Raw genomic sequence first — 26,261 nt, 5'->3', positions numbered from 1 at the left:
GGGCTGACCTGGGCCTTCTGGCAGCACACGCTCTCGGGCCTCCGCCATTTCGTGATGGACGTCGGCGCGGGCTACGAGCTTCGCACCAACAAATTCTGGGCGGTGATGACGATGCTCGGCGCGCTCGCGCTGACCGCGCTCACCTGGGCCTGGATCGTCGTGTGGAGGCTGGCATGAGGATGGAAACGCCGCTGGGCCGGGTGCGCGGCCTCGGCTCGGCCAGATCGGGCGCGCATCATTGGTGGCTGGAGCGGCTGACCAGCGTTTCGACGCTGATTCTCTTCCTGTGGTTCATCTTCAGCCGCGTCCGGCTGCCGAGCCTCGATCACCAGACCGTGACGCAATGGCTGTCGAGCCCGCTCGCCGCGGTGCCGATGCTGCTCCTCGTCGTCTCGCTCTTCTGGCACGCCAAGCTGGGGCTGATCGTCGTCGTCGAGGATTATGTCCACGAGGAAGGCGGGCGGCTGTTCTGGGGCGTCGTCATCAACTTCCTCGCCATCCTCGGCGCCGCCCTCGCCCTCTTCGCCATCCTCAAGATCGCCTTCACCGGGAGCGCCGAATAATGGCAGCCGCGTACCAGATCATCGATCACGATTATGACGTGGTGGTCGTCGGCGCGGGCGGCTCGGGCCTGCGCGCGACGATGGGGGCGGCGCAGGGCGGCTTGCGCACCGCCTGCGTGACCAAGGTCTTCCCGACCCGCTCGCACACGGTGGCGGCGCAGGGGGGGATTTCCGCCAGCCTCGGCAATATGGGCCCGGACCACTGGACCTGGCACATGTACGACACGGTCAAGGGCTCGGACTGGCTCGGCGATCAGGACGCGATCGAATATATGGTGCGCGAGGCGCCGGCGGCGGTCTACGAGCTCGAGCATGCCGGGGTGCCCTTCTCGCGCACCTCGGAAGGCAAGATCTACCAGCGCGCCTTCGGCGGGATGATGCAGAATATGGGCGAAGGGCCGCCGGCGCAGCGCACCTGCGCGGCCGCGGACCGGACCGGGCACGCGATGCTCCACGCGCTCTACCAGCAGTCGCTCCGCTACGACGCCGATTTCTTCATCGAATATTTCGCGCTCGATCTGATCATGGAGGACGGCCCGGAGGGCCGTGCGTGCCGGGGCGTGGTCGCGCTCTGTCTGGACGACGGCAGCATCCACCGCTTCCGCGCCCATTCGGTGGTGCTCGCGACCGGGGGCTATGGCCGCTGCTATTTCACCGCGACCAGCGCGCACACCTGCACCGGGGATGGCGGGGGGATGGTGCTGCGGGCAGGGCTGCCGCTGCAGGATTGCGAGTTCGTCCAGTTCCACCCCACGGGCATTTACGGCGCGGGCGTGCTGATCACCGAGGGCGCGCGGGGCGAGGGGGGGTATCTCACCAACTCCGAAGGCGAACGCTTCATGGAGCGCTACGCGCCCTCCGCCAAGGATCTGGCTTCACGTGATGTGGTGTCGCGCTCGATGGCGATGGAGATCCGCGAAGGCCGCGGCGTCGGAAAAGATAAAGATCACATATACTTACACTTGGATCATATATCCCCGGAGATATTGGCCGAAAGGCTCCCTGGGATCACGGAATCGGGGAAGGTGTTCGCCGGCGTCGACCTCACCCGCCAGCCGCTGCCAGTCACGCCGACGGTGCACTACAATATGGGCGGCATCCCGACCAATTTTCACGGCGAAGTCGTGACCTTGAAGGACGGCGATCCGGACAGCGTGGTTGCGGGACTCTATGCGGTCGGCGAGGCGGCTTGCGTCTCGGTTCATGGTGCCAACCGATTGGGCTCCAACAGCCTGATCGACCTCGTCGTCTTCGGCCGCGCGACCGGCTTGCGGCTCAACGAGATGCTCAAGGCCAACGCCGCCCACAAGCCGCTGCCCAAGGACAGCTCGGACCTCGCGCTCGCCCGGCTCGACAGGTTCCGCTTCGCCAAGGGCGGCTCGCCCACGGCCGAGGTCCGCGTCGAGATGCAGCGCACGATGCAGGCCCATTGCGCCGTCTTCCGCACCGAGGAGGTGCTCACCGAGGGCATCGACAAGCTCGCGAAGACCTATGCGCGGATGGCCGACATCGACGTCACCGACCGCGGCCTGATCTGGAACACCGACCTGGTCGAGACGCTCGAGCTCGACAACCTGATCGCCCAGGCGAGCGTGACCATCGCCGGCGCGGCCAACCGCAAGGAAAGCCGCGGCGCGCACGCCCGCGAGGACCATGCCGCGCGCGACGACGCGAACTGGATGAAGCACACGATCGCCTGGTTCGACGGCTGGGGCGGCGCGGGCGGCGGCGTGCGGATCGATTACCGCCCGGTCCACGAATATACGCTCACCGACGAGGTCGCGTACATCAAGCCCAAGGCGCGGGTGTACTGAGCGTGGCGACGGCGCGATCGTCGCCATGCCGGTTTCTTCTGTTCCTGAGCGCGTTTGTGGCGCTCCTGTGGACCGCGAGCCTGCGCGCCGACCAGTGGATGCCGCCGAAGGTCGAAACCTACGTCTCGACGGATGGCCGTGCCCGCCTGACGGTCACTCCGCGGCGGATTTCGGACTCGCTCGAATATTTCGAGGACAAGGTTGCGGGGCGCGAGCCTGCGGGTCGGCCTGCGGGCAACAATCAGACCAGCGCCAGTGGCCAGCTCGAGGTGCTCGGCGATGGCCAGTGGCGGACGGTCTGGAACGGACCTCTCCTGAACGACGTCGCGCCTGCGGAGGTTCTGGTCGCCAATGGCGGCCAGCGGGTCGTGACCTTCGACAATTGGCACAGCGTCGGCCATGGCGAGAATGTCATAGTCATCTACAACGGAACGGGCCGCCCGATCCGCTCGCTCCGGCTAACCGACGTCCTTCCCGATTATTATCTGGATGCCCTGCCGCATACCGCCAGCTCGCTTTTGTGGGGCGGCGAGCATCGCATCGACGAGGCGAACGGCCGCCTCATACTCAGTATCGCCGTGCCGACCCGCGACCGGCCGCGCGCCAATCCGACCTATCTCGATCTGCCGGTCAGCCTGGCCACGGGTGAGCCCGAGGCGGCGACCGGGCCGGATTGGGAGGCTGCGCGCGCGGCCGCGTGCCGGAACCTGGTCGAAATGCGGCAGTATCGCCTGCAGCGGCAAGCCTATTTGCGGGCGCCACTCGTGGGGCCGGAGGGGTCGGTCGAGCCGGACTGGCACGAGTATCTGCGGGAGGCGGTTGCCCGTATCGAGACGCCGCCGGCGCGGGCGGAGAGTGAGACGGACGAGTTGTTTGCGGACCTGCTCAGCGACATCGTTTCGACCTCAACGACGGTGCTGCGCGATCCGGCCGAAGCTGACTATGCCCAGTCCGTCCCCTGGGTACTGGAGGCGCTGACGGAGGAGCCGTGGGGCGAGGGCGATATCCGCTCGATCGCATCCCCGGCGCAGGCGAATCTGGTCGAGGTGCTGGCTTCCGCGGCCGGACGGATCCGGCGCGGCTCGCTGCAAGGCGTGCGCGTCTATGTGGCGGTGGCGGACGAGCATTGGCCGTTGGTCGTCCAAGCTCTCGCAGTGAGCGGCGCAGACCTGCGCCAGCTTGATCCGGCCGACCCGATACCGCAGCGGCCAGATCGCTTGGCGGCCGAGGAGGCCGTGCCGGACCTCTCCCCGCCCTGCGCTGCGACTTGACACGCTGGAGGCCCGCGCAGGACAAAATGCAGCGAGAGGGTCCGACGCGATGCTGCAGAAGCTGAAGTTTCTAATCGCGCTGGCGCTGGTGCTGCCGGCCACAGCGTCGACCCAGCGCTATGTCGCGCCGGTCCATTCGCAGCCGTCGCAATTGCTGCTCGGGGTGCCGCCGCGCGAGGTGGCGGCGCGGGCGGATGCGGGGATGCAGATGGAGCGGGGGCGCTCGGCGCTCGGCGAGCTCGAGGAGCTGCGGCGGCTCGAACGGGCGCTCGCCGCGCTCCAGCCGCAACGGCCGGGGACGGTCGACGCCTATGTCGTTTCGATCGCGCTCGACAGCGATCCGGTGTTCGGGCGCGAGGCGCGGGTGGCGGGCGAGGTGCTTCAGCGCCGCTACGACGCGCGCGGGCGGACGATCGTGCTCGCCGGGACGGACGGCTCGGGGCCGAGCGCGCTGCCGCGCGGCTCGCCCAATTCGCTCGCCATCGTGCTCGCCCGGATCGCGGAGCTGATCGACGCGCGCGAGGACGCCCTCATCCTCTACACGACCAGCCACGGCGCGCCGTTCGGGCTTTATTATCATGACGGCGACCAGGGCTATGGCGCGATCTCGCCGGTGCGGCTCGCGGCCCTGCTCGACGAGGTCCGCATCGCCAACCGGCTGCTGATCCTCTCCGCCTGCTATTCGGGCATCTTCGTGCCCCGGCTGCGCTCCGCGACGACCGCGATCGTCACCGCGGCGGCGGCAGACCGCACCTCGTTCGGCTGCCTCGCCGAGAATGACTGGACCTTCTTCGGCGACGCGATGATCAACCGCGCGCTCCGCAAGCCGCAGCCGCTTGGCGCCGCGGTCGCCGAGGCGCAGGCGCTCGTCGCCGACTGGGAGCGGCAGATCAGGGAGCGCCCGTCGCAGCCGCAGGTCTATCTTGGCGCGGGCACGGCGCGCTGGCTCGGCCCGCTCGAGCGCCGCATGCCGCAGACCGCGACCCAGCCGACGGGACGGCCGGCGCTGGAAACGAGCCGCGCCGCCGCCCGCTAGTCGAACCAGGCCCGCGCTTCGCCGAAATCATCCGCCCGCGCCGGAGGAAGCCGCCTAGCTTCCCTCCCGCGGCGGACGATCAGATCGGGGGAGTCCGCCATGCGCACGTCCATTGTCTTTCTCGCCGCCTTGCTCGGCGCCGCGTGCGCGGGGGCGCAGCCGCCGGCGACGGCGGGCTATCATGTCGTGCCGGGCTCGTTCCTGCCCAATCGCGGGCCGGACGGGAACAGCGTCTTCCTCGACGCGCCGGACGGGCTGATCCTGGTCGACACCGGCCGCCATCCCGAGCATCGCGACCGGCTGCTCGGCTATGCCCGCGCGCGCGGCCGGCCGATCGCGGCGGTGATCAACACGCACTGGCATCTCGATCACAGCACCGGAAACGCGGAAATCCGCGCCGCCTACCCTCGGGCCGAGCTTCACGCGAGCAACGCGATCGAAGGCGCGCTGACCGGCTTCCTCGCCCGCAGCCGCGCCGGCGTCGAGCGCCAGCTCGCGGAAGGTCGGATCCCGGAGGCGAATTTGCCCGAGGTCCGCCGCGGGCTCGCGGCGATGGACAATCCCGGCGCGCTGCGGCCGACGCGGCCGGTGACCGCTTCCGGGCCGGTGACGATCGCCGGGCGGCGGCTGCGGATGAACCTCGCGCCTTTCGCCGCGACCGAGGGCGACGTCTGGCTTTTCGACGAGGCGGCACGGCTCGCGATCGTCGGCGATCTCGTAGTCGCCGAGGTGCCGTTCATGGACACGGCCTGCCCGGAAGGCTGGCGAACCGCTCTCGACGCGATCGCGGCGACACCGTTCGAGACCCTGATCCCCGGCCATGGCGAGCTGATGACGCGCGCCGACTTCCTCGCCTGGCGCACCGCCTTCAACAACTTCCTCGATTGCGGCGCCTCGGAACGGCCGCGCGCCGATTGCATCGCCGGCTGGCGGCGCGACGCGGCCCGGTTCATCGGCGCGGGCCGCGAAGCGATGATCGACGGATATGCCGGCTATTATCTCGACAGCCGGCTGCGCGCCACGCCCGAGGAGCGCACGCGCTACTGCCGCTGATGAAAGCGCCACCCGAGCGCTTTTCAGCAAAAGCTCAGACGCTGCTCATGGCGCTCACCCCGGTTCGCGCCAAGAGAGAAGGCGCGTCGGCAAGCTCGGTTCGTCGCGGCCATGTTGACGATGAACCGTGCATAAATTACGACGAGTCGAATTAGCCGCTACAGGAGTCACCTCGCATGCTCTCTCAGGAACGTTCGCCCGGCGCCAAGCTCGCCCTCGCCCTCCTCGTCGGTTTCCTGCTCTCCTTCCCGCTCTTCACGGTCTGGCTGCTCGTCTACGACCGCCAGCAGCAATCGGAGTTCGCGCGGGCGGGAATCGCGGAAGGCTGGGGCGGCCCGCAGATCATGGCCGGGCCCCTGCTCGTCATCCCCTATCGGGCGACGATCACCGAGACGGTCACCGAGAACAATCGCGAGGTCAGCCGCTCGCGGCAGATCTGGCGTGAGCTGACCCTCGCGCCCGAGCTGGCGCGGCTCGACACCGATGTGGATTCCCAGCCGCTGCGGCGCTCGATCTACGAAGCGGTCGTCTATCAGAGCCGGGTCAGCGGCCGGGCGCGCTTCGCCATGCCGGGCGATCTCGCCCGTTTGGGCATCGCACCCGCCGAGCTCGATCTCGCGCGCGCCGAGCTGCGCTTCGGGCTCAGCGATCCGCGCGGGCTCGGCGCCAATCCCCGGGTCAGCATCGGCGGGCGGCAATTGCCGCTCCAGCCCGGCGGCGCCGGCGCGGCGGGCGGACGGGGCTTCTTCGCGCCGATCAACGCGGGCGTGGGGGCCGGCCAGCCGCGGGGGGTCGAGGTCGCCTATGTATTTCGCGGCCACGGGATGCGGAGCCGCGCGCCCCATGCCGGCGACACGCTCTGGCGGGTGCGCGCCAACTGGCCGCACCCGAGCTTCCAGGGCGGCTTCCTTCCCGCCGCGCGCTCGGTCCGCGCCGACGGCTTCACCGCCGAATATCGCGTGGGCAATCTCGCGCTCGGCCGCTCGCTGGTCTCGGCCGGCGCGCCGGGCGAGTCGGTGCCTGCGGTCGAAGCCGAAACGCCGGACACGTACGACTCCCGAGGCGCCGCCCCGGGCGGCGGCGGGCAGATCGCCCGGATCAGCCTGATCCAGCCGGTCGATCTCTATTCGCGGGTCAACCGCGCGACCAAATACGGCTTCCTCTTCATCGGCTTCACCTTCCTCGCCTTCCTGATGTTCGACGTGATCGGCGGGGTGCGGGTCTCGGCGGTCGAATATCTGCTGGTCGGGGCCGGGCTGGTGCTGTTCTTCGTGCTGCTGCTCGCCTTCGCCGAGGTGATCGGCTTCGCGGCGGCCTATCTGGTCGCGGCGGCGGCGATCGCCGGGCTCAACACGGCCTATTCCGCGGCGGTGCTGAAGAGCTGGCGGCGGGCCGGGTTCATCGGCGCGCTGCTCACCGGCCTCTATGCGGTGCTCTACGTGCTGCTCAGCCTCGAAGCCTATTCGCTGCTGATCGGCGCGCTGATGCTCTTCGTCGCCCTGGCGGTCGTGATGTACGTCACCCGCAACCTCAACTGGGGGGCACGGGGGGAAAGCGAGGAAGCAGGAGGAACCTCGCCGGCCGCTTGACGCTGTTCCCCGGCGAAGGCCGGGGTCCAGTCCCGGACCAGGAACGGCGCGATAGCGCCGCCTGGGCCCCGGCCTTCGCCGGGGAACGGGCTCTCAGCGCCAGCGCAAATGGTCGCGGGTAAGCTGGTCGAGCCTGGTCACGCCCATCAGCTTCATCCCGCGCTCGATCTCGGCGCGGAGCAAAGCGAGGGCGCGGGCGACGCCGGCCTCGCCGCCCGCGGCCAGCGCGTAGAGATAGAGCCGGCCGCCCGAGCAGGCGGTGGCGCCGGCGGCGAGCGCCTTGAGGACATGGCTGCCGCGGCGGACGCCGCCGTCGCAGATGATCTCGATCTCGCCCCCGACCGCGTCGGCGATTTCGGCGAGCTGGTCGAACGGCGCGCGGCCGCCGTCGAGCTGGCGGCCGCCATGGTTGGAGACGTAGATGGCGGTGGCGCCGATCCCGACGGCGCGCTTCGCGTCAGCGACCGACATGATCCCCTTGAGCGCGAACGGCCCGCCCCAGTCGGCGCGGATCCGCTCGGCCGCCTTCCAGTCCATCGCGGGATCGAACATCGTGTCGATATAGTCCTTGACGCTCATCGCCACCGAGCTGCCGTGGCTGACATAGTCCTTGAGATTGGCGAGCGCGAAAGGCGCGCGCGCGAGATAGTCGAGCGTCCAGCGCGGATGCGCGGCGAAGCTCAGCAGCGAGCGCGGCGTCCATCGCGGCGGGGTGGTGAAGCCGCTGCGTAGATCGCGCTCGCGATTGCCGCCGACGATCGTGTCGACGGTGAGCGCGATCGCGTCGAACCCCGCTTCCTTGCAGCGCTCGATCAGGGCGCGGTTGAGGCCGTGATCGCGGTGGACGTAGAGCTGGAACAGCTTGGGCGTCGAGACCGTCCGGCCGATCTCTTCGATGCTGACCGTGCCGATCGTCGAAATGCCGAAATAGGTGCCGAACGGCGCCACCGCGCGGCCGACGGCGTGCTCGCCCCCCCACTGGAACAGCCGCTGCATCGCGGTTGGTGAGAGCATCAAGGGTAGCGCGATCCGGCGCCCCAGCACCTCGACCGACATGTCGATCTCGGCGACGCCGGCGAGGACATTGGGGACGAGGTCGCAATCCTCGAACGCGGAGACATTCCGCCGCAGCGTCGTCTCGTCGTCGGCGCCGCCGTCGATATAGTCGAACACCGGCCCGGGCAGGCGCCGCTTCGCCAGCCGCCGGAAATCCTCGACATTATGGCAGTCGCCGAGACGCAAGGCCTACCTCCCGGCGCGGAACCTTATCGGCTGGCCGCCATTTCTCAACGCCCGTGCTTTCCCGGTCTTGCCGCCGTTACGGAAGCGGACTAACTCGCGCGCAATCTCAACCGGCGCGGTCGTGAAGGGGAAGACGGCCGCCCCAGCCCGGAAAGGCGCCTGTGTGATTGCCCCTCTGACTCCCCGCTCCATTCCCGACGAGGCGAAAAGCCGCCTCAAGATCCTGTTCCTCGCCAAGCATGCCCGCTGGCCCGGCGGCCACCATCCCGAGGACGGCAATCACGCGCTCTACCATGTCGAGGTGCGCGAGACGCTCGAGCAGCTGGGGCTGAACCTGGTGCTGGCCGACAGCTACGAGGCGCTGCTGGAGCAGCCCGACGTCGACTTCGTCTTCAGCCTGTTCAATCGCGGCGGCTTTCTGAACAGCGAGATGCTGGCGCCCCTGCTCGCCACCAAGGCGGGCCTGCTTTTTCTTGGCGCCTCGGCGATCCTGCGCGGCCTCGGCGACGACAAGCACCTCGCCAAGCTCGCCGCCGCCGCGCGCGGCATCCCGACCGCGCCCTGGGCCATCTATCGCAACGGCGCGCCGGTCGAGCGGGCGCGCTGCCCCGAGGGCGCCCCCTCCCCTAATAGGCCACGCCTGGTGATCAAGCCCAACGCCTCCTCGGCCAGCTGGGGCGTGCGCGACGCTTATGACTGGGCCGGGGTCGAGGCGGCGATCGCCGCGATCCACGAAGAGGGCCATGACGCGATCGTCGAGCCGTTCATGAACGGCAGCGATGTAGAGGTGCCGGTGATAACCATCGACGGCCGGCCGGAAATCCTGCCGATGATGCTGTTCGAGCAGGCCGATCCGACCCATTTGCGGACCTATTACGAGAAACGCGACCTGGTCGCGCGCGGCGGCAAGTACCGGCTCGTCGATTTCGACGATGCCGAATGGGTGCCGAAAATCGCGGCGCTGACCCGCCAACTCGCCGAGGATTACCGGCCGTTCGATTATGGGCGCTTCGAGTTCCGGCTCGACCGCGCGACCGGAACGCTCAACTTCCTCGAGGTCAATCTCCAGGCCAACCTCTGGTCGGAGAAGGTGTTCGGGCGGGCGGCGTTCCGCGCCGGCTGGAGCCAGGAGCAACTGATCGAGACGATCCTTTACGAAGGGCTTCGCCGACACGGACTGCTTGAGGCGGCGGCAAGGCGGCACGCTCTTGCCGGCTGAGCGCGGCTTCACGGTCGTCGTCCTCGCCGCGCAGCGCGACGGGCGGCTCGATCCGCTCGCCGCCGAGGCGGGGGTCAGCCACAAATGCCTGGTGCCGATCAGCGGCCGGCCCTTGCTTGCCCATGTCCTCGCCGCGATCGCCGAGGTGGGCGGCGTCGGCGAGATCCGCATCTCGGTCGAGGCGGGGGCCGAGGGCGCGCTCCGGGCCGTTCCGGGGGCGAAGGGGGAGCTCGGTGTTCCGGTCCGCTTCGTCGCGGCCGAGGCAACGATCCCCGACAGCCTCTACGCCGCGGCGGAAGGGGCGGATGCGCCGTTCGTAATCACCACCGCCGACAATGTCCTGCTCACCGCCGACGCGATGGGCCGGGTCGCCGCGAAGCTGGGCGCTGGCGACGACGTCGTGGTGGCGCTGAGCCGGCGCGAGGCGGTGCTCTCCGCCCACCCGCAGGGGCAGCGGCGCTTCTATCGCTTCACCGACGGCCATTTCTCCAACTGCAACCTCTACGGGCTGTCGGCGGCGGGCCTGAAGCTCGCCGAAACCTTCCGCGAGGGCGGCCAGTTCGCCAAGAACCCGGCCCGGATCGCGCGCGCCGTCGGCCTCTTCAACCTGCTCCTGCTTCGCTACGGCCTGCTCTCGCTCGACGGTGCGCTGGCGCGGCTCTCGCGGCGTTTCGGGGTCAGGGCCTCTGCCGTGGTGCTCGAGGACGGCGCCCACGCGATCGACGTCGACAACCAGCGCACCTATGCGATCGCGGCCCAGCTTCTCGACAGGCGCGCGGCCTGACGCTATCCCCGCCGGCACGGGGAGACAGTGATGGCCGAATTCACGCTGCCGAAGAACAGCAAGATCAGGAAGGGCAGGGCGCATCCCGCCCCGGCCGGTGCCGCGCGAACGAAGAAATTCAAAATCTACCGCTACGATCCCGAGGCGGGCGAGAACCCCCGCTACGACACCTTTGAAGTCGATCTGGACAGTTGCGGGCCGATGGTCCTCGACGCGCTGATCAAGATCAAGTCGGAGCAGGACCCCACCCTGACCTTCCGCCGTTCCTGCCGCGAGGGGATTTGCGGCTCCTGCTCTATGAACATGGCCGGCCGGAACGGCCTCGCCTGCACCACCGCGATCGAAGATTTGAAGGGCGAGGTCCGGATCACGCCGCTGCCGCACATGGATGTGATCAAGGACCTCGTCCCCGATTTCACCCATTTCTACGCCCAATATGCCTCGATCGAGCCCTGGCTGAAGACCAAGACGCCGACGCCCTCCGGCAAGGAGCGGCTGCAATCGCCCGACGACCGGGCGAAGCTCGACGGGCTCTACGAGTGCATCCTGTGCGCCTGCTGCTCGACGAGCTGCCCGAGCTACTGGTGGAACAGCGACCGCTTCCTCGGCCCCGCCATCCTGCTCCAGGCCTATCGCTGGCTCGCCGACAGCCGCGACGAATATGCCGGCGAGCGGCTCGACGAGCTCGAGGACCCTTTCCGCCTATACCGCTGCCACACCATCATGAACTGCGCCAACGCCTGCCCCAAGGGCCTCAACCCCGCCAAGGCGATCGCCGAGACCAAGAAAATGCTGCTGGAGCGGGCTGGCTGACGCGTCGGCTGCGGCGTGAGGAATCTGACCCTGCGACGGATTACCGCAGCTGTGTCCGTAGCCCTCCTCTTCGGTTGTGGAGAGGAAGGCAATATGTTCCAAAGCGAGGAGGCGTACTCCCCGACGCCGCACCTGTTTGTGACCGAGGCACACAACGGAACAATCGTGGCATTGAGACCAAGCGAGGCATTTGAAGTGCGCCTCCCGGGAAACAGCACTATCTCTCCGCCCGTACAGTGGACGGTGGCTGCAACTCCGCAATATTTGCGATTGAGCCACCGCGACATCGTTTCGGACGCGCCGGGAGCCGCCGGTGCCGGAGCCACCTGGATATTCCGCTTTACCGCGGTCGCGGAAGGTCGAGATCGGCGGCTTGTCTTCGATGGTGGGGATCCTCAACGAAGGCTGAGCTATGAAGTCGAAGCCGCCCACGACTTGGTGATCGACTAAGCTGGCGTCTCGTCCCTCCAGAGCATCTTCGCTTGCGTGACAGCGACCCTGAGGTAACTGAGCAGCTATGGACGTCCACCCTCTCATCCGTCACGCGCCCGATCCCGAGCATCCGGGGTGGTGGTCGTGGGAGCTGGCGGCGGAGGATCGGTTCAATGCGGTGATCGGCAAGCTGCTGGTCCGCGCCGACGGGCCGGGGCGGGCGGTGTGCCGGATGTTTCCGGAGGTTCGCCATTCGAACCTGGGCGACATGGTTCATGGCGGGGCGCTGCTGACCTTCGTCGACATGGCTTTGTTCGCGGGCGGGCGGCTGGCGGGCGCGGATGTGGTCCGGGCCGTGACGCTCGATCTTTCGACGCGCTTCCTCGCGCCGGGCCGGATCGGGGTGCCACTCGACGCCGAGGTCGAGCTGCTGCGCGAGACGAAGCGGCTGGCGTTCTTCGCGGGGCGGGTGGTGCAGGAGGGCGAGCTGATCGCGCATTTTTCGGGCGCGCTGCGCAAGATGTCCAAAGAGGTCAGGTGAGCGCAGTCGCCGACCGCTCCGGGGCGCTGGTCGCCGCCGGCGAGCTTCGCCCGGACGCCGACCAGGAACGCGCGGTGGCCTTACTCGACGTGCTCGCCGAGCGCCTCTCCCAATCCGCCGCCAAGGGCAGCCTGATCTGGCGCCTCGCCGGCCGCAAGGAGCCGCCGCCGCCCGGTGTCTACATGTGGGGCGGGGTCGGGCGGGGCAAATCGATGCTGATGGACCTCGCCTTCGAGACGATCGACCATCGTCCGAAGCGCCGCGTCCATTTCCACGAATTCATGCTGGAGGTGCACGAAAGGCTGCGCGCCGAGCGGGCGAAAGAGGCGGGCGATCCGATCCCGCCGGTCGCGCGCGCGGTAGCGGCGCAGGCGAAGCTGCTCTGCTTCGACGAAATGGTGATCAACAACAGCGCCGACGCGATGATCCTCTCGCGGCTCTTCGCGCAGCTGCTCGACGCGGGCGTGACGGTGATCACCACCTCGAACCGGCCGCCGCACGATCTCTACAAGGGCGGGCTCAACCGCGAGCTCTTCCTCCCCTTCATCGCGCTGATCGAGCGCGAGCTGGAGGTGGTGCCGCTGAACGGCCCGACCGACTATCGGCTGGAGCGGCTGGGCGGGATGCCGACCTGGTACGTGCCCAATGGGCCCGAGGCGACGGCGGCGCTGCGCGAAGCCTTCTTCCGCCTCACCGATTATCCGCCCGAGGACAGCGCGCACGTGCCGACCGAGGAGCTGGCGATCCCGGGCGGCCGCACCCTTCACGTGCCGAAGAGCCTCAAGGGCGTCGCCGTCTTCTCGTTCAAGCGGCTCTGCGGCGCGGCGCGGGGCGCGAGCGACCATCTCGCCATCGCCCGCCATTTCCACACCATCCTCCTGGTCGGCATTCCGCGCATGGGGCCGGAGAACCGCAACGAGGCGGCGCGCTTCGTCACCCTGATCGACGCGCTCTACGAGCATAAGGTGAAATTGTTCGCCGCGGCCGATGCCGAGCCGCAGAACCTCTATGTGGCCGGCGACGGCGCCTTCGAGTTCGAGCGCACCGCCTCGCGCCTGATCGAGATGCAGAGCGAGGCCTATTTGGCGCTCGGCCATGGCGAGGCTTGAGCAAACAAAAGCTGGACTCCCGCTTTCGCGGGAGTGACGTTGATGGAAATTGAAGGAGCTTCATTCATGCGCCTAGCCCTGCTCGCCGCCGCCTTGCTCTCGACCGCCGCCGTCGCCGCGGCGCAGACGCCGCCGCAAGTGGCGATGGAGCCGGCCAATCGCTGGCACGAGAAGGCGCGGGAAATTTACGCGCGCACCATCGCCTTCGAGACCGTGCAGGGGCGCAACCAGAGCCCCCAGATGGCGGAATATCTGATGGCCGAGTTCCGCGCGGCGGGCTTCACCGACGTCGTCGTCCAGCGCCACGACGAGACCGGGGCGCTGATCCTGCGCTGGCCCGCGGCGCGGCCGTCGGGCCGCCGTCCGATCCTGCTGATGGGCCATATGGACGTGGTCGAGGCGCGGCGCGAGGATTGGTCGCGCGCGCCGTTCGAGCTTCAGGAGGCGGACGGCTATTTCTACGGGCGCGGCGTGCTCGACAACAAGCAGGGCGTGGTCGGAGTCACCGCCGCCTTGCTGCGCCTGCGTGCCGAGGGCTTCCAGCCGGACCGGGAGATCATCGTCCTGTTCACCGGCGACGAGGAGACGAGCGGCAACGGCGCCGACCTCGCGGCGGGCACGTGGCTGCGCGACGCGAACATCGAATATGCGCTCAATTCGGACGCGGGCGGCGGCGCCTATCTCGCCGACGGCACGGCGCTCGGCTTCGGCATCCAGACCGCGGAGAAAATCTACCAGAGCTTCACCTTCACCGCGACCAATCCGGGCGGGCACAGCTCGCGCCCCCGGCCGGACAATGCGATCTACGACCTTTCCCGCACGCTGCAGCGGCTCGAGGCGCACCGTTTCGAGCCGCGCATGAACGACACCACCCGCGCGATGCTGACCCACCGCCTCGAGACCGCCGAGCCGCCGCTCGCCGCCGCGATCCGGCGCTGGCTCGCCGATCCCGAGGACGGCGAGGCGGCGGACATCATCGAGGCGACGCCGACCGAGGTCGGCCTCACCCGCACCCGCTGCGTCGCCACCATGCTCGCCGGCGGCCATGCCGAGAATGCGCTGCCGCAAATGGCGCGGGCGACCGTAAACTGCCGCATCTTCCCCGGCGTCGACCCGGCGAGCGTGCTGTCGACGCTCCGCGAGCTCGCCCGGCCGGATAATGTCACGGTGGAGCCGGTCGACATCGCCCGGCCGAGCGACGCCTCGCCGCTGCGCGAGGACGTGCTCGCGGCCTATACGGACTCGATCCGCGCCCGCCATCCCGACGTCGCGATCGTCCCCGATATGAGCACTGGCGCCACTGACGGCCTCTATTTCCGGACGCGCGGCGTCCCGGTCTACGGCGTCGGCGGGGTGTGGATCGTCGTCCCCGCCGACGAACGCGCCCACGGCCGCGACGAGCGGCTGCCGACGCGCGCCTTTTACGAGAATGTCGATCACTGGACCGACATGATCCGGCGGCTTGCCGGTCCGGCGGGCTGAGCCGCGGAACCCTTCGCCCGCCCCCTCATTGTCGGGGTGGAGAGGAGATTCCCCATGCTCGGAACCCGCAACGCGGTCGCGAACCTCGCGGTCAGCGACCTGGATCGCGCGCGCGATTTCTACACCCGCACCCTCGGCCTGGAGGAGGTCGACCATGAAGGTGACGAGCTCTTCGTGCTGAAGAGCGGCGACACGACCATCAACGTCTATCGCTCCGAATATGCCGGCACCAACGAGGCGACCGCGGTCACTTGGGAGGTCGACGACATCGACGGCGAGGTCGCCACGCTGAAGGACAAGGGCATCAGCTTCGAGCATTACGACATGCCCGACCTCGAGCAGGAGGGCGACCTCCACATCGCCGACGATTTCAAAATCGCCTGGTTCAAGGATCCCGACGGCAACATCCTCAACATCGTCGGCAAGCTCCGCGAGCCTGCTTAGCGCATCGCCTCCGCAAGCCGCTGGCCGCGGGCGGTGAGGCTGTAGATTGCCGCCGGCGGAAATTCGTCCGCGAGCCGACGGTCGATCAGGCCGAGCGCCAGCAATTGCTTCAGCGCCAGCGACAGCGCGCGCGGCGAGACCGGAGTCAGTTCGGCCTCGAGTGTCGAGAAGCGCCGCTCGCCGCTCGCAAGCGCGAACAGGATCGGCAGCGCCCAGCGGCCGAGCGACGCAGCCCCCAGCCCCAGCTGCTCGCGTGCCGCGGTCACGCGCGCGCACCAGCGGCCGAGCTTCGCGCCTTCATCGGTCAGCAGATATTCGGGCCGGAGCGGATGACCGTGCCCCGGATTGGGCCGGACCAGCTCTTGTTCGATCAGGAGCCGCAGGCTCCGTTTCAGCATCGAGCGCGACGGGCCGAGCCCGAGCAGCTCGGCGAAGCGCGCGCCCTGGCGGCGTTCCAGCAAAGCAAGGATGGGGATGAGCCACCGGCCCGCCGAAAGGTCCTGAACGTCGTGAAGCCCGACCACGACGTCGAGCATAGTTGACTGAAAGGCAACTTACTATACAAATAGTCACAAGCGACTCGGGAACGTGTCTGTGGCGATGTGGGGGTTGGGGACAAAGGCTGGCGATGTGCAGAGCCCGGGACGAGAAGCTGGCGATCAGGAGGAAGATATGGCGATCGATTATGACGGCGGGCTGACCTGTGCGATTTCGGTGACGAGCCTCGATCGCTCCATTCCCTGGTATACGGACGTGCTCGGGATGAAGCTGATCTACCGGCTGGACGACCTCGCCTGGTGCGAGCTTTCGACCGGGGTCGAGCGCGTCAATGTCGGCCTCTCTGAGGTCGAGGGAGCGGGCGGCAAGGGCGGCGCGACCCTGACCTTCGGCGTCGCCGACATCGAGGCGGCGAAGGCGGAACTGGACCGGAACGGCGTCCGCCAGGACGGACCGATCCGCGACATTCCGGACATGGTCCGGCTGCTCACCTTCTACGATCCCGACGACAATGCCTTGATGTTTTACGAGGATTTGAGCCAGGCCCATGGTTAGGGCGATGCTCTCCGCGCTGGCGCTCGTCGGTGCCGCACCTGCGGCGGCGCAGGACGTCGCGGCGCTCGGCTGGCTGAGCGGGAGCTGGCAGGGGAGCGGCACGATGTTCGGCCAGCCGAGCGAGGCCCGGCTCGAGGCGCGGCCTGCCCTCGGCGGCCGCTTCGTCGAGCTGAGCTACCGCGCCGGTGGCTTCGAAGGGCGCGCCTTCTACCGGCCGGCGGAGGATGGAAGCTGGCGGGCGACCTGGTTCGACAATCGCGGGATGAGCTTTCCGATCGCGGCCGAGCTGGCCGGACGGACGCTGACCGCGGACTGGGGCTCGGCCGAGACCGAGCGCGGCCGCACCATCTACCGGCTGACGGAGGACGGCCGCCTTCACGTTTCGGATTCCGTCCTGCGCCCGGATGGCTCGCACCGCGAATTCGCCGCGCATATCCTCGCCCGCGCCGACTGACCCTCAAAAAGCCCGCAAGTCCGGTTGCTCCCCGCGCGCGAGGGGGCTAAGCGAACGCCGTCTCACGCCGCGCCCGCGCGGCGCCTTCGCTTTTGCACAAGGGTGGGAGGGCTTCATGGCTCGCAACAAGATCGCGCTTATCGGTGCCGGCAATATCGGCGGGACGCTCGCCCATCTCGCCGCGCAGAAGGAGCTGGGCGACGTCGTCCTGTTCGACGTCGTCGAGGGCGTGCCGCAGGGCAAGGCGCTCGATCTCGCCCAGTGCGGCCCGGTCGAGGGCTATGACGTCGCGCTCAAGGGCTCGAACGATTATGCCGACATCGCCGGTGCCGACGTGATCATCGTCACCGCCGGCGTCGCCCGCAAGCCGGGGATGAGCCGCGACGATTTGCTCGGCATCAATCTGAAGGTGATGAAGGCGGTCGGCGAGGGGATCAAGGCCAACGCCCCCGATGCGTTCGTGATCTGCATCACCAACCCGCTCGACGCGATGGTCTGGGCCTTGCGCGAATTTTCCGGCCTGCCGCACAACATGGTGGTTGGCATGGCGGGCGTGCTCGACAGCGCGCGTTTCCGCACCTTCCTCGCGATGGAGTTCGGCGTCTCGGTGCAGGACGTCACCGCCTTCGTGCTCGGCGGCCATGGCGACACGATGGTGCCGATCGTCGAATATTCGACCGTCGCCGGCATTCCGATCCCGGACCTCGTCAAGATGGGCTGGTCGACCCAGGAGAAGATCGACGCGATCGTCAAGCGCACCCGCGGCGGCGGCGGCGAGATCGTCGCCCTGCTCGGCACCGGCTCCGCCTTCTACGCTCCCGCCGCGAGCGGGATCGAGATGGCCGAGGCCTATTTGAAGGACAAGAAGCGCCTGCTCCCCTGCGCGGTGCATCTGAGCGGCCAGTATGGCATCGACGGCCTCTATGTCGGCGTCCCCTGCATCATCGGCGCCGGTGGCGTCGAGCGCATAGTCGAGATCGAGCTCAACGACGAGGCCAGGGCCAATTTCCAAGTCTCGGTCGACGCGGTGAAGGAATTGCTCGAGGCCTGCAAGGGGATCGACGGTTCGCTGAACTAAGCTGTTCCCCGGCGAAGGCCGGGGCCCAGGCGGCGCTCCCGCGCCGTTCTTTGTTGGGACTGGACCCCGGCCTCCGCCGGGGAACATGAAGGATAAGAATGAGCATCCTCGTCAACGCGTCCACCAAGGTCATCACGCAGGGGATGACCGGCGACACCGGCACGTTTCACACCCAGCAGGCGCTCGATTACGGGACGAAGATGGTCGCGGGCGTGACGCCGGGCAAAGGCGGGACGACCCATATCGGGCTGCCGGTCTACGATACCGTCGCCGAAGCTGTCACGGCGACCGGGGCGGACGCTTCGGTGATCTATGTGCCACCGCCCTTCGCCGCGGATTCGATCCTCGAGGCGATCGACGCCGAAGTGCCGCTCATCGTCGCGATCACCGAGGGCATTCCGGTGCTCGACATGGTCAAGGTCAAGCGCGCGCTCTCCGGCTCGAAATCGCGGCTGATCGGGCCGAATTGCCCGGGCGTGCTGACGCCCGAAGAGTGCAAGATCGGGATCATGCCGGGCTCGATCTTCAGGAAGGGCAGCGTCGGCATCGTCAGCCGCTCGGGCACGCTCACCTACGAGGCGGTGTTCCAGACCACCAATGCCGGGCTCGGCCAGACCACAGCGGTTGGGATCGGCGGCGATCCGGTCAACGGCACCAATTTCATCGACGTGCTCGAGCTGTTCCTCGCCGACGACGAGACCCAGTCGATCATCATGATCGGCGAGATCGGCGGCTCGGCCGAGGAGGAGGCCGCCCAGTTCCTCGCCGACGAGGCGAAAAAGGGGCGCGCCAAGCCGGTGGTCGGTTTCATCGCCGGCCGCACCGCCCCGCCGGGGCGCCGGATGGGTCATGCCGGCGCGATCGTGTCGGGCGGCCAGGGCGGCGCCGAGGACAAGATCGCGGCGATGGAGGCGGCTGGAATAACCGTCTCCCCAAGCCCATCTGAGCTCGGCGAGACGCTCGCGGCGCTTTTGAAGGGTTAGTTCCCCGGCGAAGGCCGGGGTCCAGGAGCCCCGGCGCAGCCGGGGCTTGAACGGAGGTAGGATGAACGCCGGCTTCGTCTACATCATGGCGAACCGGAAGAACGGAACGATCTACGTCGGGGTGACCAACGACCTGGTGAAGCGGGTGTTCGAGCATCGGGAAGGGTTGGCCGACGGTTTCACGAAACGATACGGATGCAAGCTGCTGGTCTGGTTCGAAGCGTTTGACGATCTGCAGGAGGCGCGGCGGCGCGAGCTGCAGATGAAGGAATGGAAGCGGGCTTGGAAAGTCAGGCTGATCGAGGAAGCGAATCTTGAGTGGGACGATCTATATCCGACGCTTTTCTGAGCCCGGCTCGCGCCGGGCCTGGACCCCGGCCTTCGCCGGGGAACTTGGGTGCGATGACTGACCGAGTGATCAGGCACGGCGAGCGCGAGCAAGGCCCCAGCTGGGCGCGCGACAATTGGCCGCTGATCGAGCTCGACGATCTCAACGTCGGCCTCGATCCGACGCGGCTGTCGATCGAGAAGGTCGCGGAGAAGGCGCGCGAGGCCGCCCAGGCGACCGGCGCCTCGGCGGCCGAGATCGAGCGCGCCGCCAACGATTCGATCTGCGCGATGATGATGATCCGCACCTATCGGGTGCGCGGCCATCTCGCCGCCGATCTCGATCCGCTCGGCCTCGTCCAGCGCGAGCTGCCCGAGGACATGACGCCCGAATTTCACGGCTTCACGGGCGAGGGCGCGCTCGATCGGCCCGTCTGGATCGGCGGCGCGCTCGGGCTCGAGCAGGCGACGGTGCGCGAGATCGTCGAGATCCTGCGCCGCAATTACTGCGGCCGGATCGGCCTCGAATATATGCACATCAACGACCTCGCGGAGCGCCGCTTCCTCCAGGAGCGGATGGAGGGGCGCGAGGCGGAGATCCGCTTCACCCCGGAAGGCAAGCGCTCGATCCTGACCAAAGTCGTCCAGGCCGAGCAGTGGGAGAAGTTTCTCGCCAAAAAGTATGTCGGTACCAAGCGCTTCGGCCTCGACGGCGGCGAATCGATGGTCCCGGCGCTCGAGGCGGTGATCAAATATGGCGGCCAATATGGCGTCCGCTCGATGGTCATCGGCATGGCGCACCGCGGGCGCCTCAACGTCCTCGCCAACGTCATGGCCAAGCCCTATCGCGCGATCTTCTCGGAATTCGCCGGCGGCTCGGCCAATCCCGAGGATGTCGGCGGCTCGGGCGACGTCAAATATCATCTCGGCACCTCGTCCGACCGCGAGTTCGACGGAATCAAGGTGCATCTGAGCCTCGTCCCCAATCCCAGCCATCTCGAGGCGGTCGATCCGGTCGTGCTCGGCAAGGCCCGCGCCCAGCAGATCAACCGCGGCGACAGCGAGGGCGACAGCGTGCTCCCCATCCTGCTTCACGGCGACGCCGCCTTCGCCGGGCAGGGGATTGTCGCCGAATGCTTCGGCTTTTCCGGCATCCCCGGCTACAATACCGGCGGCTGCCTCCATTTCGTGATCAACAACCAGGTCGGCTTCACCACCTCGCCCCAGTTCGGCCGCTCCTCGCCTTACCCGTCGGACGTCGCGAAAATCGTCCAGGCGCCGATCCTCCACGTCAACGGCGACGATCCCGAGGCGGTGACCTTCGCCTGCAAGCTCGCCATCGAATATCGCCAGCGCTTCAACCGCGACATCGTCATCGACATGTGGTGCTACCGCCGCTTCGGCCACAATGAGGGCGACGAGCCGAGCTTCACCCAGCCGTTGATTTACGCGAAGATCCGCCAGCATCCGCCGGTCTCCGCGCTCTACGCGGCGCGGCTGGAGAAGGAGGGCGAGATCGAGCCCGGCTGGGTCGACGGCGAGGTCGCCGCCTTCACCACCCTGCTAGAAGGCGAGTTCGAGGCGGCGAAGTCCTATCTCCCCAACAAGGCCGACTGGTTCGAGGGCGCCTGGGCGGGGCTGGGCAAGCCGCGGCAGGCGATCACCGAGCGGCGCAACGTCGCCACCGGCTGCTCGGAAGAGACGACCCGCGACATCGGCCGCATCCTGACGACGATCCCCGACACGCTCGCCCCTCACAAGACGCTGACCCGGATCGTCGACGCCCGCCGCGCGATGTTCGAAAGCGGCGAGGGCTTCGACTGGGCGACCGCCGAGGCGCTCGCCTTCGGCACCCTGTTGCGCGAGAACCACCCGGTCCGTCTGTCGGGCCAGGATTCGGGGCGCGGCACCTTCAGCCAGCGCCATTCCGTCTGGGTCGATCAGACCAACGGCGCCAAATATATCCCGCTTTGCGAGGTCGGGCCGGCGCGGTTCGAGGTGCGCGACAGCCCGCTCTCCGAATTCGGCGTGCTCGGCTTCGAATATGGCTGGTCGCTCGCCGACCCGCAGACGCTCGTTCTGTGGGAGGCGCAATTCGGCGACTTCGTCAACGGCGCGCAGGTGATGATCGACCAGTTCATCGCCGCCGGCGAGGCGAAGTGGCTGCGCGCCTCCGGCCTCGTGATGCTGCTCCCCCACGGCTATGAAGGGCAGGGGCCGGAACACAGCTCGGCACGGCCCGAGCGTTTCCTGCAGCTCTGCGCCGAGGACAATCTCCAGGTCGTGAACTGCACGACGCCGGCCAATTATTTCCATGTGCTGCGCCGGCAGATGCACCGCGACTTCCGCAAGCCGCTGATCGTGCTGACCCCCAAGTCGCTGCTCCGGCACAAGGGCGCCGTCTCCAGTCTCGCCGACTTCACCGGCGACAGCCATTTCATGCGCATCCTCTCGGACCCCAGCCCGCCGAAGGACGAGGCGGTGCGCCGGCTGGTCCTTTGCGCCGGCAAGCTCGCCTACGAGCTGATCGAGGCGCGCGACAAGGCGGGCGACGACGACGTCTCGATCGTCCGCATCGAACAGCTCTATCCCTTCCCCGGCGAGGCGTTGCTCGCGCGGCTCAAGCGCATGACCCATTTGGAAGAGCTGGTCTGGGCGCAGGAAGAGCCGCAGAACCAGGGCTATTGGAGCTTCGTCGAGCCGCGCCTCGAACGGCGGCTCGGCGAGGCGGGCCTGAAGCCCAAGCGCCCGGCCGAAGGCGGGCGCGCGCCGGCCGCCTAGCCCGCCACCGGCCTTGCCAAGCGGCACGCCGCCGAGCAGGCCGCTTTGATCGCCGTGGCGCTCGGCCACGGTCGCCCCGAGGCGCAGAGAAAAGCCAACTAGAAGGATCGTCGATGTCGAGTGAAGTCAAAGTCCCGACGCTGGGCGAATCGATCACCGAGGCGACGCTCGGCCAGTGGCTGAAGCAGCCGGGCGACGCGGTGGCGCAGGACGAGCCGATCGCCAGCCTCGAGACCGACAAAGTCGCGGTTGAAGTCAATGCGCCCACCGCCGGCATCATGGGCGAGCAACTCGTCAAGGAAGGCGACAATGTCGAGGTCGGCGCGGTGATCGCGCGGATTGAGGCGGGCGGCGGCGCTGAAGCAGCTACCGCGCCGGAGCCCGAGGCGCGCGAGGTCAATCCGCCGGGCGCGGGCGAGAATATCGAGGTCAAGGCGAGCGAGGCGGCGCCCGCAGGCGACGACGACGAGCCGCATCTCACGCTCTCGCCCGCCGTCCGCCGCACCGTGCTCGAACATCATCTCGATCCGAGCAGGATCAAGGGCACCGGCAAGGACGGCCGCCTCACCAAGGATGATGTCCTCGCCGCCGCCAAGCTGCAGAAGGCGGAGGGCCAGGCGGCTCCTGCTCCGGCGCCCGCGCCCGCGCAGAAAGCCGCACCTGCCAAAGCGGGCGAGCGCCGCGAGGAACGGGTGCGGATGACCCGGCTCCGCCAGACCATCGCCCGCCGGCTCAAGGAGGCGCAGAACACCGCCGCTTTGCTCACCACCTTCAACGACGTCGACATGTCCGAGATCATGGCGGCGCGAGCGAAGTACAAAGACCTGTTCGAGAAGAAGCACGGCATCCGCCTCGGCTTCATGGGCTTCTTCGTGAAGGCGGTCGCGCTCGCCGCGCATGACGTGCCCGCGGTCAACGCCCGGATCGAGGGCGACGAGATCGTCTATCACGACTATCTCGACGTCTCCGTCGCGGTCTCGGCGCCGCAGGGCCTCGTCGTTCCGGTGATCCGCGACGCGCAGGCGATGAGCTTCGCCGGGATCGAAAAGACGATCGCCGATTTCGGCCGCCGCGCGAAGGACGGCACCTTGAAGATCGAGGAGATGGAGGGCGGCACCTTCACCATCTCCAACGGCGGCGTCTTCGGTTCCTTGCTCTCGACCCCGATCATCAACCCGCCGCAGAGCGCGGTGCTCGGCATGCACCGGATCGAGGAGCGCCCGGTGGTGCGAGACGGCCAGGTCGTCGCGCGGCCGATGATGTATCTCGCGCTCAGCTACGACCACCGCCTGATCGACGGCCGCGAGGCGGTCACCTTCCTCGTCCGGATGAAGGAAGCGCTGGAAGACCCGACGCGGCTGCTGATCGATTTGTGATGATAGTTCCCCGGCGCAGGCCGGGGCCCAGGCGGCGCTTCCGCGCCGTTCTTGTTCAGGACTGGACCCCGGCCTTCGCCGGGGAACGAGGTAGAGCATGGCAGAAACTGAATTCGACGTGATCGTGATTGGCGCCGGGCCGGGCGGCTATGTGGCCGCGATTCGTGCCGCCCAGCTCGGGCTGAAGACCGCCTGCGTCGAAAGCCGCGAGACGCTGGGCGGGACCTGTCTCAACGTCGGCTGCATCCCTTCGAAGGCCCTGCTCCACGCCTCCGAGTTGTTCGAGGAGGCCAATCATGGCACGCTCGCCAAATGGGGCGTCAAGACCAGCGGTGTCGAGCTCGATCTCGACGCGATGCAGGGCGGCCGCAAGGAAGCGGTCAAGGGCCTCACCGGCGGCATCGAATTCCTGTTCAAGAAGAACAAGGTGATCTGGCTCAAGGGCCACGCCAAGTTCACCGCCAAGGATGCGATCGACGTCGCCGGCACCGCCTACAAGGCGAAGCATTTCGTTATCGCCACCGGCTCCAGCGTGACGCCGCTGCCCGGCGTCGAGGTCGACCAGAAGGCCATCGTGGATTCCACCGGCGCGCTCGAATTGGTCAAGGTACCCGGCCATCTCGTCGTGATCGGCGGCGGTGTGATCGGGCTCGAGCTGGGCAGCGTCTGGCGGCGGCTGGGCGCCAGGGTCACCGTCGTCGAATTTCTCGACCAACTTCTCCCCGGCATGGACGGTGAGGTCCGCAAGGAGGCGGCGAAGATCTTCAAGAAGCAGGGCTTCGAGATCCGCTTGGGCACCAAGGTCACCAGGGCGGAGAAGAAGGGCAAGGGCGTCACCCTGACCGTCGAGCCCGCCAAGGGCGGCGACGCCGAGACGATCGAGTGCGACACCGTGCTCGTCTCGATCGGGCGGCGGCCGAACACCGAGGGGCTCGATCTCGACAAGGCCGGCATCCAGCTCAACAAATACGGCCAGATCGAGGTCGACCACGAGTTCCGCACCAAGGTCGTCGGCATCCACGCGATCGGCGATGTGACGCCGGGGCCGATGCTCGCCCACAAGGCGGAGGATGAGGGGATCGCGGTCGCCGAAATCCTCGCCGGGCAGATCGGCATCGTCAATCACGAGGTGATCCCGAGCGTGGTCTACACCATGCCCGAAATCGCCGGCGTCGGCCTCACCGAGGAGGATGCCAAAGCGGCGGGCCACGAGGTCAGGACCGGCAAGTTCCCGATGATGGCCAACAGCCGCGCCAAGACCAACCGAGAGCCGGACGGCTTCGTCAAGGTGATCGCCGACGCGAAATCGGATCGTGTCCTCGGCGTCTGGATGATCGCCTCGGTCGCCGGCACGATGATCGCCCAGGCCGCCCAGGCGATGGAGTTCGGCGCCACGAGCGAGGACATCGCCTACACCTGCCACGCCCACCCGACCCACAGCGAGGCGCTCAAGGAAGCGGCGATGGCCGTGACCGGCAAGCCGATCCATGTCTGAGATCGCCACGTGGCTCAGAAGCGGAGCCGCGCTCGCCGCGTTGCTGACGCTCGTTGCGGCGTCGCCCGCCGCCGCCCAGCAGCAGCCGAATCCCTCCCGCCCGGACGTGATGGATGTGCACGAGAGCGATCCGGCAATGGCAGCCGCCGTCGCCCGGGCGCGTGCGGAATTGCCTCAATTCTACCGCCGGCTCGGAAGCCCTGCCCCCGACGAGCATCGCTTCGCGGTCAAGTTCAACCTTGCCGGATCGGGCGAGATGATCTGGGCCGGCGAGCTGAGGCGCGAGAACGGACGACTTTCCGGCGCGCTCAGCAACGCGCCGATCCACGCCGACTACCGCCAGGGCCAGCGCGTCGATATTGCGGAGAGCGCGATCATCGATTGGGGCTATGTTCGCGGCGCGCGCATGGAAGGCAACCACACGACCCGCGTCATCATCGACCGCATGCCGCCCGAGCAGGCGGCCGAGTATCGCGCCGCGCTGGGCTGGTAAGCCCATGCCCGCCACACCCCTCGCCGTGGCGCTGGGTCCCCTGCTCGAGGCCCTCAATCTTGCCGGCATCGCCGTGTTCGCGCTTTCCGGGGCGTTGCTCGCGGCGGAGAAGAAGCAGACGCTCGTCACCTTCTTCTTCTTCGCGGTGGTCACCGGGGTCGGCGGCGGGACGGTGCGCGATCTGCTGATCGGCGCGCCGGTTTTCTGGGTGCACGAGAATCTCACTTTGCTGATCTGCTTCGGCGCCGCGCTCGCCGCCTGGCTGCTTCCGGAGGGCGTGTGGAAGGGAAAGGCCTTGCTCTGGGCCGACGCGCTCGGGCTTGCCGCCTTCTCGGCCGTGGGCGCAGCCAAGGGGCTGGCTTACGGCCTTGCGCCGCTTCCCGCTTTCGGCATGGGCGTGGTCACCGGCTGCCTCGGCGGCATCATCCGCGACGTGCTGGCCGGCGAGCCCTCGATCCTCATGCGCCGCGAGCTTTACGTCACCGCCGCCGCGCTCTCCGCCGCGTCCCTGGTCGGGCTGATGCTGGCCGGGATGCCGGGCGGCGTCGCGGGCCTGATCGCCGCCTCGCTCGGCTTCGCCCTGCGCGGCGGTGCGCTCTGGCGCGGCTGGTCGCTCCCGGGCTACCGCCGCCCACCCTGAAATATTGTGCGGCGGGGCGGGTTGCGCCTCGCCCGGCCCCTCGCTACATCGCCCCGGCGTGGGCGTGTAGCTCAGTGGTAGAGCACTGTGTTGACATCGCAGGGGTCGCAAGTTCAATCCTTGCCACGCCCACCATTTTTCCCTTCAGCTCAAGCGATTAACCCAGCCGCTCCGCGTGCCAGGCGAGGT

The 26,261-nt window shown here is 68.2% G+C and carries 26 protein-coding genes, 1 tRNA gene and 1 pseudogene; 26 read left to right on the top strand and 2 right to left on the bottom strand.

The window, feature by feature from the left end:
* Nucleotides 1–54 precede the first annotated feature (54 nt).
* The 7 genes from ACT4N8_RS04180 (at nt 55) to creD (ending at nt 7,326) form a co-directional block, all read left to right on the top strand.
* The gene (locus ACT4N8_RS04180) at nt 55–177 is read left to right on the top strand and encodes a hypothetical protein (RefSeq protein WP_444856879.1); all 123 of its coding nucleotides are present in this window, start codon (nt 55–57) and stop codon (nt 175–177) included.
* A complete protein-coding gene (sdhD, locus tag ACT4N8_RS04175; protein WP_444856878.1) occupies nt 174–563 on the top strand; it encodes a succinate dehydrogenase, hydrophobic membrane anchor protein in 390 nt (129 codons plus the stop codon). Before ACT4N8_RS04180 ends, sdhD begins: the two co-directional genes overlap by 4 nt.
* A complete protein-coding gene (sdhA, locus tag ACT4N8_RS04170; RefSeq protein ID WP_444856877.1) occupies nt 563–2,377 on the top strand; it encodes a succinate dehydrogenase flavoprotein subunit in 1,815 nt (604 codons plus the stop codon). The genes sdhD and sdhA overlap by 1 nt, the downstream gene beginning before the upstream one ends.
* A gap of 56 nt (nt 2,378–2,433) precedes the next feature.
* On the top strand, nt 2,434–3,648 hold the full coding sequence (locus ACT4N8_RS04165) for a hypothetical protein (protein ID WP_444856876.1): 1,215 nt from the start codon (nt 2,434–2,436) through the stop codon (nt 3,646–3,648).
* Nucleotides 3,649–3,697: 49 nt separating this feature from the next.
* Nucleotides 3,698–4,684 (top strand): C13 family peptidase, encoded by a 987-nt coding sequence (locus ACT4N8_RS04160; RefSeq protein WP_444856875.1) that lies wholly within the window; start codon nt 3,698–3,700, stop codon nt 4,682–4,684.
* A 99-nt stretch (nt 4,685–4,783) separates the two neighbouring features.
* Nucleotides 4,784–5,737 carry an MBL fold metallo-hydrolase gene (locus ACT4N8_RS04155; protein WP_444856874.1) on the top strand — a complete coding sequence of 318 codons (954 nt, stop codon included), beginning with the start codon at nt 4,784–4,786 and terminating at the stop codon, nt 5,735–5,737.
* A 176-nt stretch (nt 5,738–5,913) separates the two neighbouring features.
* Nucleotides 5,914–7,326 (top strand): cell envelope integrity protein CreD, encoded by a 1,413-nt coding sequence (creD, locus tag ACT4N8_RS04150; protein ID WP_444856873.1) that lies wholly within the window; start codon nt 5,914–5,916, stop codon nt 7,324–7,326.
* Nucleotides 7,327–7,419: 93 nt separating this feature from the next.
* Here creD and ACT4N8_RS04145 read toward each other — a convergent pair whose 3' ends face one another.
* Nucleotides 7,420–8,568, bottom strand: a complete 1,149-nt coding sequence (locus ACT4N8_RS04145) for an alpha-hydroxy acid oxidase (RefSeq protein WP_444856872.1) — start codon at nt 8,566–8,568, stop codon at nt 7,420–7,422.
* Between the two features lie 163 nt (nt 8,569–8,731).
* Between ACT4N8_RS04145 and ACT4N8_RS04140 the strand changes: the two genes are divergently transcribed.
* The 8 genes from ACT4N8_RS04140 (at nt 8,732) to ACT4N8_RS04105 (ending at nt 15,392) form a co-directional block, all read left to right on the top strand.
* Nucleotides 8,732–9,787, top strand: a complete 1,056-nt coding sequence (locus tag ACT4N8_RS04140; protein ID WP_444856871.1) for a D-alanine--D-alanine ligase family protein — start codon at nt 8,732–8,734, stop codon at nt 9,785–9,787.
* Complete coding sequence (locus ACT4N8_RS04135) at nt 9,777–10,571, top strand: NTP transferase domain-containing protein (protein ID WP_444856870.1); 795 nt, start codon at nt 9,777–9,779, stop codon at nt 10,569–10,571. Before ACT4N8_RS04140 ends, ACT4N8_RS04135 begins: the two co-directional genes overlap by 11 nt.
* A 30-nt stretch (nt 10,572–10,601) precedes the next feature.
* Nucleotides 10,602–11,384 (top strand): succinate dehydrogenase iron-sulfur subunit, encoded by a 783-nt coding sequence (locus tag ACT4N8_RS04130; protein ID WP_444856869.1) that lies wholly within the window; start codon nt 10,602–10,604, stop codon nt 11,382–11,384.
* 93 nt (nt 11,385–11,477) lie between these two features.
* Nucleotides 11,478–11,834 (top strand): protease inhibitor I42 family protein, encoded by a 357-nt coding sequence (locus ACT4N8_RS04125; protein ID WP_444856868.1) that lies wholly within the window; start codon nt 11,478–11,480, stop codon nt 11,832–11,834.
* Between the two features lie 67 nt (nt 11,835–11,901).
* Complete coding sequence (locus ACT4N8_RS04120) at nt 11,902–12,357, top strand: PaaI family thioesterase (RefSeq protein ID WP_444856867.1); 456 nt, start codon at nt 11,902–11,904, stop codon at nt 12,355–12,357.
* Nucleotides 12,354–13,466 (top strand): cell division protein ZapE, encoded by a 1,113-nt coding sequence (zapE, locus tag ACT4N8_RS04115; protein ID WP_444856866.1) that lies wholly within the window; start codon nt 12,354–12,356, stop codon nt 13,464–13,466. The genes ACT4N8_RS04120 and zapE overlap by 4 nt, the downstream gene beginning before the upstream one ends.
* A gap of 66 nt (nt 13,467–13,532) precedes the next feature.
* Entirely contained in the window at nt 13,533–14,948 is a 1,416-nt protein-coding gene (locus ACT4N8_RS04110) for a M20/M25/M40 family metallo-hydrolase (protein WP_444856865.1), read from the top strand.
* A 54-nt stretch (nt 14,949–15,002) separates the two neighbouring features.
* Nucleotides 15,003–15,392, top strand: coding sequence for a VOC family protein (locus ACT4N8_RS04105; RefSeq protein ID WP_444856864.1), 390 nt, complete (start codon nt 15,003–15,005; stop codon nt 15,390–15,392).
* Here ACT4N8_RS04105 and ACT4N8_RS04100 read toward each other — a convergent pair.
* Complete coding sequence (locus ACT4N8_RS04100; protein WP_444856863.1) at nt 15,389–15,928, bottom strand: winged helix-turn-helix transcriptional regulator; 540 nt, start codon at nt 15,926–15,928, stop codon at nt 15,389–15,391. The genes ACT4N8_RS04105 and ACT4N8_RS04100 overlap by 4 nt on opposite strands.
* Before the next feature lie 136 nt (nt 15,929–16,064).
* On the opposite strand from ACT4N8_RS04100, the gene ACT4N8_RS04095 reads away from it, so the two are divergent.
* The 11 genes and pseudogenes from ACT4N8_RS04095 to ACT4N8_RS04045 all read left to right on the top strand — a co-directional run bounded on the left by ACT4N8_RS04095 (nt 16,065) and on the right by ACT4N8_RS04045 (nt 26,207).
* Nucleotides 16,065–16,445, top strand: coding sequence for a VOC family protein (locus ACT4N8_RS04095; RefSeq protein ID WP_444856862.1), 381 nt, complete (start codon nt 16,065–16,067; stop codon nt 16,443–16,445).
* Complete coding sequence (locus ACT4N8_RS04090) at nt 16,438–16,899, top strand: hypothetical protein (RefSeq protein WP_444856861.1); 462 nt, start codon at nt 16,438–16,440, stop codon at nt 16,897–16,899. Before ACT4N8_RS04095 ends, ACT4N8_RS04090 begins: the two co-directional genes overlap by 8 nt.
* Before the next feature lie 115 nt (nt 16,900–17,014).
* Entirely contained in the window at nt 17,015–17,977 is a 963-nt protein-coding gene (gene mdh, locus ACT4N8_RS04085; protein ID WP_444856860.1) for a malate dehydrogenase, read from the top strand.
* Between the two features lie 98 nt (nt 17,978–18,075).
* The gene (sucD, locus tag ACT4N8_RS04080) at nt 18,076–18,960 is read left to right on the top strand and encodes a succinate--CoA ligase subunit alpha (RefSeq protein ID WP_444856859.1); all 885 of its coding nucleotides are present in this window, start codon (nt 18,076–18,078) and stop codon (nt 18,958–18,960) included.
* Nucleotides 18,961–19,021: 61 nt separating this feature from the next.
* Nucleotides 19,022–19,309 carry a GIY-YIG nuclease family protein gene (locus ACT4N8_RS04075; protein ID WP_444856858.1) on the top strand — a complete coding sequence of 96 codons (288 nt, stop codon included), beginning with the start codon at nt 19,022–19,024 and terminating at the stop codon, nt 19,307–19,309.
* Between the two features lie 53 nt (nt 19,310–19,362).
* Nucleotides 19,363–22,170 (top strand): annotated as a pseudogene (locus ACT4N8_RS04070) (2-oxoglutarate dehydrogenase E1 component).
* Nucleotides 22,171–22,181: 11 nt separating this feature from the next.
* A complete protein-coding gene (gene odhB, locus ACT4N8_RS04065; RefSeq protein WP_444856857.1) occupies nt 22,182–23,444 on the top strand; it encodes a 2-oxoglutarate dehydrogenase complex dihydrolipoyllysine-residue succinyltransferase in 1,263 nt (420 codons plus the stop codon).
* 97 nt (nt 23,445–23,541) lie between these two features.
* Nucleotides 23,542–24,939, top strand: coding sequence for a dihydrolipoyl dehydrogenase (lpdA, locus tag ACT4N8_RS04060; protein WP_444856856.1), 1,398 nt, complete (start codon nt 23,542–23,544; stop codon nt 24,937–24,939).
* Complete coding sequence (locus ACT4N8_RS04055) at nt 24,932–25,432, top strand: DUF2314 domain-containing protein (RefSeq protein WP_444856855.1); 501 nt, start codon at nt 24,932–24,934, stop codon at nt 25,430–25,432. The genes lpdA and ACT4N8_RS04055 overlap by 8 nt, the downstream gene beginning before the upstream one ends.
* A gap of 4 nt (nt 25,433–25,436) precedes the next feature.
* The gene (locus tag ACT4N8_RS04050; RefSeq protein ID WP_444856854.1) at nt 25,437–26,072 is read left to right on the top strand and encodes a trimeric intracellular cation channel family protein; all 636 of its coding nucleotides are present in this window, start codon (nt 25,437–25,439) and stop codon (nt 26,070–26,072) included.
* Between the two features lie 60 nt (nt 26,073–26,132).
* Nucleotides 26,133–26,207: transfer RNA gene (locus ACT4N8_RS04045), tRNA-Val, on the top strand.
* The last annotated feature ends 54 nt before the right edge of the window (nt 26,208–26,261 follow it).

It is taken from the genome of Sphingosinicella sp. (genome assembly GCF_052387495.1).
Classification (GTDB): domain Bacteria; phylum Pseudomonadota; class Alphaproteobacteria; order Sphingomonadales; family Sphingomonadaceae; genus Allosphingosinicella.
The sequence above is the reverse complement of the archived record's forward strand: the minus strand, read 5'-3'. Positions and strand labels throughout refer to the sequence as shown.

Excerpts from the sequence above, each read along its gene's own strand:
- ACT4N8_RS04120 (WP_444856867.1), top strand. The coding sequence starts at position 11,902 with ATGGACGTCCACCCTCTCATCCGTCACGCGCCCGATCCCGAGCATCCG.
- ACT4N8_RS04130 (WP_444856869.1), top strand. The coding sequence starts at position 10,602 with ATGGCCGAATTCACGCTGCCGAAGAACAGCAAGATCAGGAAGGGCAGG.
- ACT4N8_RS04050 (WP_444856854.1), top strand. The coding sequence starts at position 25,437 with ATGCCCGCCACACCCCTCGCCGTGGCGCTGGGTCCCCTGCTCGAGGCC.
- ACT4N8_RS04105 (WP_444856864.1), top strand. The coding sequence starts at position 15,003 with ATGCTCGGAACCCGCAACGCGGTCGCGAACCTCGCGGTCAGCGACCTG.
- ACT4N8_RS04155 (WP_444856874.1), top strand. The coding sequence starts at position 4,784 with ATGCGCACGTCCATTGTCTTTCTCGCCGCCTTGCTCGGCGCCGCGTGC.
- sdhA (WP_444856877.1), top strand. The coding sequence starts at position 563 with ATGGCAGCCGCGTACCAGATCATCGATCACGATTATGACGTGGTGGTC.
- sdhD (WP_444856878.1), top strand. The coding sequence starts at position 174 with ATGAGGATGGAAACGCCGCTGGGCCGGGTGCGCGGCCTCGGCTCGGCC.
- creD (WP_444856873.1), top strand. The coding sequence starts at position 5,914 with ATGCTCTCTCAGGAACGTTCGCCCGGCGCCAAGCTCGCCCTCGCCCTC.
- ACT4N8_RS04110 (WP_444856865.1), top strand. The coding sequence starts at position 13,533 with ATGCGCCTAGCCCTGCTCGCCGCCGCCTTGCTCTCGACCGCCGCCGTC.
- lpdA (WP_444856856.1), top strand. The coding sequence starts at position 23,542 with ATGGCAGAAACTGAATTCGACGTGATCGTGATTGGCGCCGGGCCGGGC.
- ACT4N8_RS04075 (WP_444856858.1), top strand. The coding sequence starts at position 19,022 with ATGAACGCCGGCTTCGTCTACATCATGGCGAACCGGAAGAACGGAACG.
- ACT4N8_RS04125 (WP_444856868.1), top strand. The coding sequence starts at position 11,478 with ATGTTCCAAAGCGAGGAGGCGTACTCCCCGACGCCGCACCTGTTTGTG.
- odhB (WP_444856857.1), top strand. The coding sequence starts at position 22,182 with ATGTCGAGTGAAGTCAAAGTCCCGACGCTGGGCGAATCGATCACCGAG.
- sucD (WP_444856859.1), top strand. The coding sequence starts at position 18,076 with ATGAGCATCCTCGTCAACGCGTCCACCAAGGTCATCACGCAGGGGATG.
- ACT4N8_RS04090 (WP_444856861.1), top strand. The coding sequence starts at position 16,438 with ATGGTTAGGGCGATGCTCTCCGCGCTGGCGCTCGTCGGTGCCGCACCT.
- mdh (WP_444856860.1), top strand. The coding sequence starts at position 17,015 with ATGGCTCGCAACAAGATCGCGCTTATCGGTGCCGGCAATATCGGCGGG.
- ACT4N8_RS04160 (WP_444856875.1), top strand. The coding sequence starts at position 3,698 with ATGCTGCAGAAGCTGAAGTTTCTAATCGCGCTGGCGCTGGTGCTGCCG.
- ACT4N8_RS04055 (WP_444856855.1), top strand. The coding sequence starts at position 24,932 with ATGTCTGAGATCGCCACGTGGCTCAGAAGCGGAGCCGCGCTCGCCGCG.
- ACT4N8_RS04095 (WP_444856862.1), top strand. The coding sequence starts at position 16,065 with ATGGCGATCGATTATGACGGCGGGCTGACCTGTGCGATTTCGGTGACG.
- ACT4N8_RS04100 (WP_444856863.1), bottom strand. The coding sequence starts at position 15,928 with ATGCTCGACGTCGTGGTCGGGCTTCACGACGTTCAGGACCTTTCGGCG.
- ACT4N8_RS04180 (WP_444856879.1), top strand. The coding sequence starts at position 55 with ATGGACGTCGGCGCGGGCTACGAGCTTCGCACCAACAAATTCTGGGCG.